This is a genomic window from Bradyrhizobium vignae (assembly GCF_004114425.1).
GTDB classification, from domain to species: domain Bacteria; phylum Pseudomonadota; class Alphaproteobacteria; order Rhizobiales; family Xanthobacteraceae; genus Bradyrhizobium; species Bradyrhizobium vignae.
Map to the genome: position 1 here is coordinate 174,675 of NZ_RDQF01000003.1, position 12,249 is coordinate 186,923.

11 protein-coding genes and 2 pseudogenes are annotated in these 12,249 nt (G+C 64.7%); 7 read left to right on the top strand and 6 right to left on the bottom strand.

Annotated elements, in window-relative coordinates; all coding sequences use genetic code 11:
- Nucleotides 1–61: 61 nt before the first annotated feature.
- From EAV90_RS03760 to EAV90_RS03775, 4 genes are all read right to left on the bottom strand, one after another.
- Nucleotides 62–1,723: a thiamine pyrophosphate-binding protein gene (locus tag EAV90_RS03760; RefSeq protein ID WP_129142638.1), complete on the bottom strand. Its 1,662-nt coding sequence runs from the start codon at nt 1,721–1,723 to the stop codon at nt 62–64.
- A gap of 292 nt (nt 1,724–2,015) precedes the next feature.
- Complete coding sequence (locus EAV90_RS03765) at nt 2,016–2,519, bottom strand: GFA family protein (protein WP_122400887.1); 504 nt, start codon at nt 2,517–2,519, stop codon at nt 2,016–2,018.
- Between the two features lie 221 nt (nt 2,520–2,740).
- Entirely contained in the window at nt 2,741–3,868 is a 1,128-nt protein-coding gene (locus EAV90_RS03770; RefSeq protein ID WP_129142639.1) for an alkene reductase, read from the bottom strand.
- Between the two features lie 119 nt (nt 3,869–3,987).
- The gene (locus EAV90_RS03775) at nt 3,988–5,484 is read right to left on the bottom strand and encodes an aldehyde dehydrogenase family protein (protein WP_129142640.1); all 1,497 of its coding nucleotides are present in this window, start codon (nt 5,482–5,484) and stop codon (nt 3,988–3,990) included.
- 180 nt (nt 5,485–5,664) lie between these two features.
- Here EAV90_RS03775 and EAV90_RS03780 point away from each other — a divergent pair, with 180 nt between their 5' ends.
- Nucleotides 5,665–6,510: an SDR family NAD(P)-dependent oxidoreductase gene (locus EAV90_RS03780; RefSeq protein ID WP_129142641.1), complete on the top strand. Its 846-nt coding sequence runs from the start codon at nt 5,665–5,667 to the stop codon at nt 6,508–6,510.
- A gap of 153 nt (nt 6,511–6,663) precedes the next feature.
- Here the strand turns inward: EAV90_RS03780 and EAV90_RS03785 are convergent, their stop codons facing one another.
- Nucleotides 6,664–6,870, bottom strand: a complete 207-nt coding sequence (locus tag EAV90_RS03785; RefSeq protein WP_025033895.1) for a hypothetical protein — start codon at nt 6,868–6,870, stop codon at nt 6,664–6,666.
- Nucleotides 6,871–7,075: 205 nt separating this feature from the next.
- On the opposite strand from EAV90_RS03785, the pseudogene EAV90_RS41595 reads away from it, so the two are divergent.
- A pseudogene (locus tag EAV90_RS41595) lies at nt 7,076–7,330 on the top strand (winged helix-turn-helix domain-containing protein); the annotation flags it as partial.
- Nucleotides 7,328–7,636, top strand: a pseudogene (locus tag EAV90_RS41600) (sensor histidine kinase); the annotation flags it as partial. The pseudogenes EAV90_RS41595 and EAV90_RS41600, both read left to right, overlap by 3 nt.
- Here EAV90_RS41600 and EAV90_RS39260 read toward each other — a convergent pair.
- Nucleotides 7,633–7,773 carry a hypothetical protein gene (locus EAV90_RS39260; RefSeq protein WP_164936762.1) on the bottom strand — a complete coding sequence of 47 codons (141 nt, stop codon included), beginning with the start codon at nt 7,771–7,773 and terminating at the stop codon, nt 7,633–7,635. The pseudogene EAV90_RS41600 and the gene EAV90_RS39260 overlap by 4 nt on opposite strands.
- Before the next feature lie 79 nt (nt 7,774–7,852).
- Between EAV90_RS39260 and EAV90_RS03800 the strand changes: the two genes are divergently transcribed.
- The 4 genes from EAV90_RS03800 to EAV90_RS03815 all read left to right on the top strand — a co-directional run bounded on the left by EAV90_RS03800 (nt 7,853) and on the right by EAV90_RS03815 (nt 12,232).
- On the top strand, nt 7,853–8,422 hold the full coding sequence (locus EAV90_RS03800; RefSeq protein ID WP_122400883.1) for an alpha-ketoglutarate-dependent dioxygenase AlkB: 570 nt from the start codon (nt 7,853–7,855) through the stop codon (nt 8,420–8,422).
- Between the two features lie 298 nt (nt 8,423–8,720).
- The gene (locus EAV90_RS03805; protein WP_129142643.1) at nt 8,721–9,650 is read left to right on the top strand and encodes an alpha/beta hydrolase; all 930 of its coding nucleotides are present in this window, start codon (nt 8,721–8,723) and stop codon (nt 9,648–9,650) included.
- Between the two features lie 154 nt (nt 9,651–9,804).
- On the top strand, nt 9,805–11,028 hold the full coding sequence (locus EAV90_RS03810; protein ID WP_164936770.1) for an ABC transporter substrate-binding protein: 1,224 nt from the start codon (nt 9,805–9,807) through the stop codon (nt 11,026–11,028).
- Nucleotides 11,029–11,140: 112 nt separating this feature from the next.
- Complete coding sequence (locus EAV90_RS03815) at nt 11,141–12,232, top strand: enolase C-terminal domain-like protein (protein ID WP_122400881.1); 1,092 nt, start codon at nt 11,141–11,143, stop codon at nt 12,230–12,232.
- The last annotated feature ends 17 nt before the right edge of the window (nt 12,233–12,249 follow it).

A 12,249-nucleotide genomic window follows, 5' to 3' on the forward strand; every position in this document is an offset into this window, starting at 1 on the left:
CCACCACGTGCCCCCGGGCTGAACATCAAGTCGGGCGCTGAGAACGTGGCGCCAGGCCGCCCTACACCTTCCCGTCCACCATCACCTCGATCAGCTTCGTCCCCGGCCGGCCGAACGCCGACGCCAGCGTCGCCCTCAGCTCGCGGGGGTCGCTGATCTTGATCGCCTCGCAGCCGAGCGCCTTCGCGATGCCGGCAAAATCCACGGGCGGATCGACGAAGTCCATGCCGACGTAATTGTCATCGCCATGGAAGGCGAGCAGCCGCTGCTTGATGATGCGATAGCCACCATTGTTGACGATGACGATGTTGAGCGGCAGCTTGTGATGCGCGGCCGTCCACAGCGACTGGATCGAATACATCGCGCTGCCATCGCCCGAGAAGCACACCACGGGGCGATCCGGATTGGCGATGCTGGCGCCGACTGACGCCGGCAGGCCCCAGCCGATGCCGCCGGAGGCAAGTCCGTGGTAGCCATAGCGATCGCGATGCGGCCGCAGCGCCGTGATCTGGCGGCTGGAGGTGAGCCCTTCATCGACGAGAATGGCATTATCAGGCATCGCCTCGACCATCTGCAGCACCAGAAAATCCGGATCGATTGGCGTGCGGGCGGCGCTCCTGCCGATCTGCTCGACGAGCGCGGCGCGGCGTGCGGTCCAGTTCTTCGGCGCGAGTTCGGCGAGACGTTGCTTCGCGCGGCCCGCGAGTGTCGCGCCGCCCATCTCCTTCAGCACGGGAATCAGCGCGCGCAGCGTTTCCTTCAAATCCGCCTTCAGCGCGATCTCGGCACCGTAGTTCTTGGCGATCTCCCAATCGACGAGACCGACCTGCACGATGCCAAGGCCATCCGGCAGCGCGTCCACTTCGCTGTAAACCGACATCCGCAGGGGATCGCCGCCCAGCGCGATCAGGAGATCGTACGGCGCAAGCGTATCGCGTGCGGCCTTCTGCACGCGCGCCAACGTGCCGATGAAGCTCGGACTCTCCGAGAGAAAGTGCGAGCCATAGGGCGTCGAGGATTGGTAGGCGGCCGCGCCGAGCAGCTCGGCCAACTCAGCCGCCTCGTTCAGAGCATCGCTCTTGACCACCTCGTCCATGGTGACGATCACAGGCCGTTCGGCTTTCAGCAGCCGTGCGGCAAAGGTCTTCAACGCTTCATCCGACGGCCTTGCACGCGCGTCGATGCGGGTGGAGCGGCCGAGATCGATGCCGGCTTCGCTGTTGAGGATGTCGCCGGGCAGCGAAATGAACACCGGCCCGGTCGGCGGCGTCATCGCCACCTTAGCGGCACGGCGCACGATGCGCGGCAGATCCTCCAGCCGCGTCACCTCGACCGCCCATTTCACCAGCGGCTCGGCCATACGCACCAGAGGACCATAGAGCACCGGCTCCATCAGGCCGTGGCCCTGCTCCTGCTGGCCTGCAGTCAAAATCATCGGCGTGCCCGTGAACTGGGCGTTGTAGAGCGAGCCCATGGCGTTGCCGAGGCCGGGCGCGACGTGAACGTTGCAGGCGACGAGCTTGCCGGAGGCGCGGCTGTAGCCGTCGGCGATCGCCACCACCAGGCTCTCCTGCATCGCCATCACATAGGTGAGATCGGGATGGTCCTTCAGCGCATGCATGATCGGCAGCTCCGTGGTGCCGGGATTGCCGAACAGATGCGAGACGCCCTCGTCCTTGAGCAGCGCGAGAAAGGCGGAGCGGCCGGTGATCTTGTTCTTCATGTTTCCTCCAGGAGCGGACGTTGCCGCAAGGACGGAGGCATGATGGCCGAAGTTTTGGGATGCGCGCAAGGAAGCGCGCTCATGGCTGCGTTGCGTGGAAGCCCCACTCTCGTGTCCCGGACGCGACGCAACGTGCAACGTTGCGGCGCAGGGCCGGGACACAGATATTCGCGCCGAGTTCGCTGAGGCATGGGCACCGGCTCAGCAGCCACCGCCGCACCGGACCATGCTTCGCATCGCAGGGGAGGCGCTGCGCCGCGTCCTGGGCACGAGAGCGGAGGTGCGGCTCGCACTATATCTCCTCGCGGCCCAGCTCGAACGGATCCTCGCCGCCCGCGCGCTTCTTCTTTTTCGAGCGCTGCCAGACCACGCCCGGAAAGCCCTTCAGCGGCACCAGCGGCTCGCCAGTATAGGCCCATTCCTGCAGCTCCTCGATCGCGATGTGATAGAGCGGTTGGCGGCCGGTGCGTTCGTTGAACAGGGCACGGGGAATGTTGACCATGTGCGGTCCGCGCGGACGTTCGTACATGATCGGCGTCCCGCAATGTGAGCAGAAGCTGCGCGCGGTCTTGGTTACCTTGTCCTCGTAGCGGGTGAGCACGGTCTTGCCGGACGTGATGCGAAAGCGCTTCTTCCAGCTACCGATATAGGTCGCGTAAGCTGCGCCGTGGGCGCGGCGACTGGCGGCGGAGTGATCATGCCATGCCCAGCGCGCGGGAACGTCGATCTCGAAGGTGACCTTGCCGCAGAGGCATTGGCCGGTGGCTATTCCTGCGGCGGCTGCGGCTTTGGCCATGGAAGTCTCCCCGTCGTCATTGCGAGCGCAGCGAAACAATCCAGGCTGCCTCAACGGAGAGATGCTGGATTTGCTTCGCTGCGCTCGCAATGACGGAATTTGTGGTGGTGGTCGGAGCAACACAAAAGTCCCGTACCCCGGATGGAGCGAAGCGCAATCCGGGGATCTTGACGCGGGGACGATCCCGGATTGCGCTGCGCTCCATCCAGGCTACGGCAGCGTCAGGTGGGCGTCAGCTCGTCATACACCGGATAATCCGTATACCCCTTCTCCTCGCCGCCATAGAACGTCGCGCGGTTGTACGGCGTGATCGGATAGTCGTGCTCCAGCCGCCGCGGCAGATCCGGATTGGAGATGAAGATGCGGCCGAAGGCAATGATATCGGCGTGTCCCTCGGCGATCGCCGCGTTTGCGGTCTCGCCGGTAAAGCCGCCGGCGGTCATCAGCACGCCACTGTAGAGTGGGCGGAACAGCACCATCGCCGACGGCACATTCTCCCAGTGCACGTCGGCGCGGCCGGCGCCGCTCGAGCGCGGCTCGATGAAGTGCAGGTAGGCCAGGCCGAGCTTGTCGAGCGCCTTCACGACATGGGTGTAAAGCGGCATCGGATCGGGCTCGCCGGAATCATTGGCGATGCCATGTGGCGACAGCCGGACGGCGACGCGGTTCGCGCCCCAGACGTCGATCGCGGCCTGCGTGACTTCGAGCAGAAGGCGCGCGCGGTTCTCGATCGAGCCGCCATATTGATCGGTGCGCTGGTTGCTGCGCGACTGCAGGAACTGCTCGAGCAGATAGCCGTTGGCACCGTGGATCTCGACGCCGTCGAAGCCCGCGGCAAGCGCGTTCTTGGCACCCTGCCGGAACGCCTCGATGATGTCCTTGACCTCCTCGGTCTCCAGCGCGCGCGGCGTCTCGTAGTCGGCGATCTTGCCGTCGGCCGTCATCGCCTTCATGCCTTCGGCCTTGATCGGGATGGCCGAGGCCGAAACCGGCAGCGCACCGCCGTGGAAAGAAGAGTGAGAGACGCGGCCGACATGCCAGAGCTGGAGGAAGATGATGCCGCCCTTGGCATGCACGGCATCGACCACCTTGCGCCAGCCCGCCACTTGCGCCTGCGAATAGATGCCGGGTGTCGCCGGGTTGCCGCGGCCATGCGAGAGCACCGGCGAGGCTTCGGCAATGATCAGGCCGCCTTTCGTCGCGCGCTGGCGGTAATATTCAGCATTGAGCGGACGCGGGGAAAAGCTGTCGCGCTCGGCGCGCATCCGGGTGAGCGGTGCCATCGCCACGCGGTGTGCAAGTTTGTACGGACCAACCTGCAACGGTTGAAACAACGCTTCGAATTTCATGTGGGCCCCGAACGACTAGGAAAGGACACGGATCATATAGCGAGGGGCAGCGACCGGAAAAGGTGCTGCCCCGCGAAGGCAGATATTCCCTTCCGCGGAACACGGGAGGGATATGGATCTTACGCCGTCTTGATCCAGACAGCCTTCACGTTGAGATATTCCTCGACATGCTGCTTGCCGGACTCGCGGCCGTAGCCACTCATCTTGTAGCCTCCGAACGGCACGGCTGGATCCATCGCCTGGTAGCAGTTCACCCACACCGAGCCAGCACGCAGGCGCTTCGCCACTGCATGGGCCTTGCTGACGTCGCGCGTCCACAGACCGGAGCCGAGGCCGAAGGTGGTGTTGTTGGCGCGCTTGACCAGCTCGTCCATGTCCTTGAACGCGATCGCGGAGATGACCGGACCAAAAATCTCCTCCTGCGCGATGCGCATGTCGTCCTCAACGCCCGCGAACACCGTCGGTGAGACGAAGAAGCCCTTCGACAATGCGCCCTCGGTGACGCGCCCCCCGCCGGCGAGCGCCTTGGCGCCTTCCTTCTGACCGATGTCGAGATAGCCGGTGACGCGCTCGAGCTGCTGCTCGGAGACGAGCGGACCGATCTGCACGTTGGGATCGAGGCCGTTGCCGACCTGCAGCTTCTTGCCGAACTCGGCGACGCGACCGACGAATTCGTCATAGATCGATTGCTCGACGAACAGGCGCGTGCCGGCGCTGCAGATCTGACCCGAATTGGCGAATACCGCCATCGCCGCGCCCGGCACCGCCGCGTCGAGATCGGCATCCGCGAACACGATGTCCGGCGACTTGCCGCCGAGCTCGAGCGAGACGCGCTTCAAGTTGCCGGCCGAGGCGCGGATGATCGACTGGCCTGTCACATGCGAGCCCGTGAAGGCGACCTTGTCGACATCATGATGCGAGGCCAGCGCCGCGCCCGCGGTCTCGCCGCAGCCGGGAACGACGTTGACAACGCCCGGCGGAATGCCCGCTTCCATCGCGAGCTCGGCGATGCGCAGCGAGGTCAGCGGCGCCTCTTCGGCGGGCTTGAGCACCACGGTGCAGCCGGTCGCGATCGCCGGGCCGATCTTCCAGATCGTCGCGGTCAGCGGGCCGTTCCACGGGATGATGGCGCCGACGACACCGACCGGCTCCTTCAGAGTGTAGGAGAAGATCTCGCCGGGCAGCGAGTTCTCGATGGTCTCGCCGTGGATTGCCGTGGTCTGGCCGGCGTAATAGCGCAGCATGCCGATGGCGCGCAGGCGATAGGCGCGGGTGCGGCTGAGAGGCGCGCCCATGTCGAGCGTGTCGAGCTGCGACAATTCGTCGAAGTTCTTCTCGACGAGGTCGGCGAGCCTCAAGAGCAGGTTCTGCCGCTCGAACGGCTTGACGTTGCTCCACGGACCTTCGAACGCGCGGCGAGCGGCGGCAACGGCACGATCGATGTCTTCCTTGTCGCCTTCGGCGACCGTTGCAAGCAGCTCGCCGGTTGCGGGATTGCGGGTCTCGAAGCGCTTGCCTGAGGCGGCGTCGACCCACCTGCCGTCGATCAGCATCTGCTTGTAGGACCCATTTGCGAACGGATGGCGCGTGATCGGAATAGCCTGCGACACAGCCATGGCTGCACTCCCTGTCAGGTTATTGATTGGCTCGATCTGGGCGGGATCGTTCGATCGAGGATACAGCCGTGGCAGATAGGCGTAAAGGCAGCACGGACCGAAGACCTCCCATGCCGACTTGTGCAGGGTCGCACTGCTGTCATGTTATAGCTCGACGAGAGCGTTCCACGGAGACCATCCATGCCACATCCCGCCATCACCAAAGACAATGTTGCCGTGATCACGGGTGGCGCATCCGGCATCGGATTTGCCGCTGCCATCGCCTTTGCGCGCGCTGGAATGAAGGTGTGTATCGCCGATGTCGACGAGACACGGTTGGCAGAAGCTGCAACAAGACTGTCATCCGTCACGGCTGCCACGAACGTGATGACTCTCGCCGTCGATGTCAGCGAGATCGAAAGCGTGACGGAACTGGAGCGCGCAGTACGCGAGCGGTTTGGCGGGACCGACATCCTCATGAACAATGCCGGAATCCAGCCGGGCAGCACGCTGTTCGGCGAACCCGATCATTGGCAGCGCATCATCGGCGTCAACATGTGGGGCATCATCAACGGCTCGCGGATCTTCGCGCCGAACATGATCGCACGCGGCAGGTGTGGCCTCATCATCAATACCGGCTCCAAGCAGGGCATCACCACGCCACCGGGCGATCCCGCCTACAATGTCTCGAAGGCCGGCGTGAAAGCGTTCACCGAGGCGCTCCAACACGAGCTGCGCAACAGCAAGGACTGCCACATCACGGCTCATCTGTTGATCCCGGGCTTCGTCTTCACCGGCCTCACCGCCAAGGGACGCACCGAGAAACCGGCCGGCGCCTGGACGCCGGAGCAGACGGTCGATTTCATGCTGGCGCGGCTGGAGGCCGGCGATTTCTACATTCTTTGTCCGGACAACGACGTGCCGCGCGCTCTCGATGAGAAGCGTATGCTCTGGGCCGCCGGCGACATCATCGAGAACCGCCCGCCATTGTCGCGCTGGCACCCGGATTACGCGGATGCGTTCAAGAAGTTCGTGGAGGCGGAATAGCAATCAGACCCTCATGGTGAGGAGCGCGCCCTTGCGCGCGTCTCGAACCATGCAGGCCCGGCTGGGGCCTCTATCCTTCGAGACGCCCGCTTTCAGCGGGCTCATCAGGATGAGGGTCGGAGTGTTCGCGCCCGCAAGTTTCGCGCAAACGCCCTACAGCGTCTCCTGCTTGTGCCCGCAATTCTTGCAGGCGAACTTGACGCGGGTCTGCCCCTTCTCCGCCTGCACCCGGTTCGGCGCGCCGCACTTGCCGCAGACGGCCTCGATGCGGGTGGTGCCCTGCTTGACGACGATGGTCTTCTTTTCCATCGATTCGCGGATCAGGCGTTCGGCCTCCTCGCGCAGGGATTGTTTCGACAAAGCTCGTCTCCGCCTCTGGAAAGCGCGAGAGCCATATCGCACCCGCGGTCGAAGCACAATGCGTGATGGAGATCGCAGCCGGTCAAGACGTCATTCGGATAGTTGCCGAGCGCAGGCGAAGACGCGGTAGAACTGCGCGCCGTCGTAGGCGACCAGCAGCAGATCGACTCCGGCGTTGATCGCTTCCGCCACGGCCTTGCAGACACTAACGCAAGGCAGTCTCCTGATCGATCCCGACCAGCACGTGGCGTCCTTCGCTGGCGCACCGCTCAAACTGACGGCGATCGAGCTCGGCATTTTGCGCGCGTTCCTGACGCGTCCGACCTCGGTGTTCAACCGCGAGCAGCTGATGCGGGCGGCCTATCAGCTCAACATCCAGGTCTCCGACCGCACCATCGACAGCCGCATCCGCAACATCCGCGCCAAGCTCGCGGCACTTTCCTGCGACAACGTGATCGAGAAGGCGCTGATCGTGCTGTCGCATCTCGCCGACAATGCGATGCGGCACAAGGCGCAGACGATCAGGCTCGAGGCGGCGGACGAGCGTACGACCTTGCGGCTGACCGTGAGCAATGACGGCGAACCGATCTCGGCCCCGAACCGCGACCGGATCTTTGACGCGTTCTTCACCACCCGCCGGGACCAGGGCAGCACCGGGATGGGGCTGGCGATCGCGCGTGCGGTGATGGCGAGCCATGGCGGCTCGATCAGGCTGAAGCCGACCGACGGGGGCGCGGCCTTCGAGCTCCAACTCCCTCTGGCCTAGATCGCGAACACCCAGGCGGCAACAATGGCGCCGATGGTGACGAGACCGGCGATGGTCCAGCCGGCGGCGTATTCCAGCTCAGGATGACCGGTCGCGCGCATGATCTCAACCGGATCGGCGGTATGCTTCTCTGCCATGACAGCCTCGCACGTTTCTTCCCGCGTCTTATGTAAGTCGCACCAGCCGTCTTTAGGTTCCATCACGGAAATGCGAGAAATGACGCAGCTTGGTTTGTTCGCCGATGCGCAGGCAGGCCCAACCGGTCTTCGCTATACGAACAATTTTATCGGTGCCGCCGCCGAGCAGGATCTGATTGGCCGCATCGCAGCATTGCCGCTCCGGCGCTTCCAGTTCGGCGCCTTCGAGGGCAACCGCCGCGTGGCATCGTTCGGCTATCGCTACGACTACGCGCTGCAGCGGCTCATCGAGGCCGAGCCGATCCCGGACTGGGTGCGGCCGGTCGCGCGCCAGGTCGAGGCATGGGCGGGGCTCACAGAGGGCAGCGTCCGGCAGGTGCTGTGCACCGAATATGAAGTTGGCGTCGGCATCGGCTGGCATCGCGACAAGCCGCATTTCGACAAGGTCCTCGGCCTATCGCTGGGCGCTCGTTGCAAATTCCGCTTCCGCCGCCGCAACGGCGACAAGTGGGAGCGCCACGCGCTCGAAGCCCTGCCGCGTTCGCTCTACATGATGGACGGTGAGGCGCGGTCGCAATGGGAGCACAGCATCCCGCCGGTCGAGGCGCGTCGCTACTCCATCACTTTCCGGACGATGAAGCCGCGATAAGCAGGCGGTCCAAAACAAAAACTGCGAAAACAACCCCATGCACAGTAGAAAGCCGTTGCCGGCTCGAGACCGGGCGACGCCGGACAACGGCCTGATGAATCGAGACAAAACGGCTGCTCCGCGCAATCCTCCCGGGCCCCGCGAAGCTGCCTTCCAAATGCGGCGACATGCCAAGCGCCTGGTCCGTGCTGGCCGAAGGTGCCGCGAATTCGCCTCAAGCCCAGCCGACTAATGAGGCGAATTGAAAAGACAGGCCAGATCAGCGAGCCAATATGAGCCCCGCAAGGCCGGCATCATCATGAAGAATTGTCTGACATTTTTCCTGCTTCTGACCATGACCACGGCCTCCGCGCACGGACCTGTGCCGGGCCGGCTGCCGCCGCCCTCCGGTCTCGTGCAAGTGGGCCTGACCGATTCCGACACCACCGCCGGCGGCACCGCGCGGCTATGCGAGCAGGTCACCTTCTCGCGCGGTCTGCGCTATGGCGAGACCGAGGCCAATGCGCTGGATGTCGCGACCAGCGCCACCAAGGCGGACACACCGCGGCCGGTGCTGCTGTTCGTGGCGGGGGATACCTTCACCGGCGACCGCGCCGCGCCGGAGCTGTCGCGCCAGATCCAGGACCAAGCCATGTGCTTTGCGGCGCGCAACGACATGATCGGGGTCCGCGTCAACTATCGCCTGGCGCCCTCGGCGACCTGGCCGGCCGGCGCGTCCGATGTGGCGGCGGCGCTGTCCTGGGTCCACGGCAATATCGATCTCTTCAACGGCGATGCTCGCGAAATCGTCGCGGTCGGCTACGGCGCCGGCGCCTTCCATGTCGCCACCCTGCTGGCGCATCCCGAGCTGCAGACCGACGGCGCCGACGTCGCCGGCGTCGTGCTGGTGTCCGGGATCTACCGCGTCGGCAAGGACGCGAGCGACAGCGAGAAGGCCTATCTCGGCCCAGATGCCACCCAATACGACAAGCGATCGGTCTTCCCCGGCATCCTCAATGTCGACGTGCCGATCGTGCTGGCCTGGGCCGCGGACGATTCCGCCGGCCTCGTCGCGCAAGGCGAGACCCTGAAGAAGACGCTGTGCGGCGCGGGCCATTGCCCGCGCAGCGCATTGCTGCGCAGCCGCGACGGCATCGCGGCCGCGTTTGGCCTCGATGGCTCGGGCGATAGTCTTGCGGAGCCGACGCTGCTGCTGGTGCACCAGCTCGAGGCGCGGGGTTTGCCGTAGCAGGCGTGTCAACACGCCTGCCATTTCGTTCGGCCCTGCGCCGGGTTGAAGCGGACTCGCCCAGCCATACGATCGCCAAACGCTCGACCTACACCAACCCGCCTTGCTGCGGATTGAGCCGACCTTGTTGGGGGCCAACGACAAGGTGTCGAGCATGCGCGTCACCGGCAGACTGCTGTTCGTTCTGATCGTTGCTTCGGCCTCGCTTGGGGCGATGTCGCTGCAACACACCGAGCAACCCGCAACCGACAAGGAAATCCGAATCGGCAATGTCATGCCTTATTCGGGACCGCTGTCGGAGTTCGGCGCGATCGGCCAGGCTGAGGCCGCCTATTTCGACATGGTCAACGCGCGTGGCGGGATCAACGGCCGCAAGATCCGCTTCATCACCCGCGACGACAATTCCGATCCGGGAAGCGCGCTGGAGCTGACGCGCAGTCTGGTCGAGAGCGAGGACGTCCATCTGATGTTCGGCTCGTTCGGCACGCCCGGAAACCTCGCGACTCGCCGGTATCTGAACGAGAAGAAGATCCCGCAGCTGTTCGTCGCCTCCGGCGATGAGGAGCTGAGCCAGCCAAGCGCGTTTCCCTGGACCATGGGCTGGCAGCCGTCGTTCAGGTCGGAGGGGCGGATCTATGCCAACTACATCCAGGCCTACTACCCCCAAAAGAAGATCGTGGTGCTCTGGCAGAACGACCAGTTCGGGCGCATGCTCTACAAGGGCATCCAGGAAGGCCTTGGCGATCTCAACCGTCACGTCCTCGTCGACATCGCCTTCGACATTGGCGATGAGCATCTCGACGGGCACGTCTCGATTCTCAAACGCGCCGGCGCCGACATCTTCGTCTTTCTCGGCGTGCCGTCGACGGCGTCCAAGGTGATCAAGCTGGCGGCGTCGCTCAACTGGCATCCGGTCTTCATCGTCAACGATGCCTCCGCCTCGATCGCCAATGCGATGGCGCCCGCGGGCCTCGAGAACTCCGCCGGCGTGATCTCGGCGGCCTTTCTGAAGGACCCGAGCGATCCCGCCTGGAAAAACGATTCCGCCATGAAGGACTGGTTCGCCTTCATGGACAAATACCATCAGGTCGAAAGCACCAACAACAGCGCCGCACTCTATGGCTACGCCGCGGCCGAGGCGCTGACGCAGGTGCTGACGCAATGCGGCGATGATTTCTCGCGCGACAATATCATGCGTCAGGCGGCTTCGCTCAGGGACTACCAGCCCTCGGTCGCCTTGCCCAACATCAGGATGAACACCTCGCCGGACCGCTATCTGCCGATCAGGCAGATGCGGCTGGTCCAGTTCGACGGACGCTCGTGGCAGCCCTTTGGTGAGGTGATCGAGACGGCGTTCACGGAAGGCGCGGCGCGGTGAATCACAAACCCGCGCAACCCCCATTTGGTGGTGGCCGGGCCAGGCGCCTTTTCGTTTCCTCACGGATGTTTAAGATCGGTCGCAACCTGCATCTGCTCCGCCGGGAGACTCCATGACCGAGACCATCCGCATCAAACGCTTCCACGCGCGGCCCGTGATCGTGCCGATGAATCTGCCGCTCCAGACCTCGACCGGCGCAGTCGCCAAGGCGCCGCTGGTGCTGATCGACTGCGAGACCGATCAGGGCGAGACCGGCCATGCCTATCTGTTCTCGATCACGCCCTCGGCCTTGAAGCCGCTGACGGCGATGGTCACCGAAATGTCGGACTTGCTCGCCGGCGACGAGCTGCTGCCGTTCGAGATCGAACGCAAGCTGACCCAGCGCTTCACCCTGCTGGGCCTCGCCGGTCTGCAACGGCTGGCCCAATCCGGCATCGACATGGCCGCCTGGGACGCGCTGGCGCGCAGCAACGCCCTGCCGCTGGTGCGCCTGCTTGGCGGCACGCCGAAGCCGGTGAGGGCCTACAATTCGAAAGGCCTCGGCATCATGCCGGCCGGCGCCGCGGTCGAGGAAGCCCACAAGCTGCTCGCTGAAGGATTTCAGGCCGCCAAAATCCGCGTCGGCCGGCATGATGCGCGGGAGGACCTCGCCGTGGTGCGCGCGGTACGCAAGGCCGTCGGCGACCACGTGACGCTGATGTGCGACTACAACCAGGCGCTGACGGTGACCGAGGCCATCCGCCGCGGTGAGATGCTCGACGACGAGGGCCTCACCTGGATCGAGGAGCCGATCCGCCACGACGACTATGCCGGCTGCGCCCGCGTCGCGGACGCGCTGCATACGCCGCTGCAGATCGGTGAGAATTTTGACAGCGCGTTTTCGATGCAGTCCGCGCTCGCGGCGGAAGCCTGCGATTACGTGATGCCGGACGTGCAGCGCATCGGTGGCGTCACCGGCTGGCTTCGCGCCGCCGCGCTGGCGCATGCCGCCGGCATCGAGATGTCGACGCATCTGTTCTCGGAGGTGAGCGCGCATTTGCTCTGCGTGACGCCGACCGCACATTGGCTGGAATATGTCGACTGGGCCGATGCGGTGCTGGCAACGCGGCTGCAGATCAAGGACGGCTTTGCACTGCCGAGCGAAGAGCCCGGCAACGGGATCGCATGGGATGAGGCGGCGGTCGCCAAATATCTCGTTACATGAGGCCGCCTGTCGGCGCG

Coding starts and splice junctions, on each gene's coding strand:
- EAV90_RS03760 (WP_129142638.1), bottom strand. CDS start 1,723: ATGAAGAACAAGATCACCGGCCGCTCCGCCTTTCTCGCGCTGCTCAAG.
- EAV90_RS03765 (WP_122400887.1), bottom strand. CDS start 2,519: ATGGCCAAAGCCGCAGCCGCCGCAGGAATAGCCACCGGCCAATGCCTC.
- EAV90_RS03770 (WP_129142639.1), bottom strand. CDS start 3,868: ATGAAATTCGAAGCGTTGTTTCAACCGTTGCAGGTTGGTCCGTACAAA.
- EAV90_RS03775 (WP_129142640.1), bottom strand. CDS start 5,484: ATGGCTGTGTCGCAGGCTATTCCGATCACGCGCCATCCGTTCGCAAAT.
- EAV90_RS03780 (WP_129142641.1), top strand. CDS start 5,665: ATGCCACATCCCGCCATCACCAAAGACAATGTTGCCGTGATCACGGGT.
- EAV90_RS39260 (WP_164936762.1), bottom strand. CDS start 7,773: ATGGCAGAGAAGCATACCGCCGATCCGGTTGAGATCATGCGCGCGACC.
- EAV90_RS03800 (WP_122400883.1), top strand. CDS start 7,853: ATGACGCAGCTTGGTTTGTTCGCCGATGCGCAGGCAGGCCCAACCGGT.
- EAV90_RS03805 (WP_129142643.1), top strand. CDS start 8,721: ATGAAGAATTGTCTGACATTTTTCCTGCTTCTGACCATGACCACGGCC.
- EAV90_RS03810 (WP_164936770.1), top strand. CDS start 9,805: ATGCGCGTCACCGGCAGACTGCTGTTCGTTCTGATCGTTGCTTCGGCC.
- EAV90_RS03815 (WP_122400881.1), top strand. CDS start 11,141: ATGACCGAGACCATCCGCATCAAACGCTTCCACGCGCGGCCCGTGATC.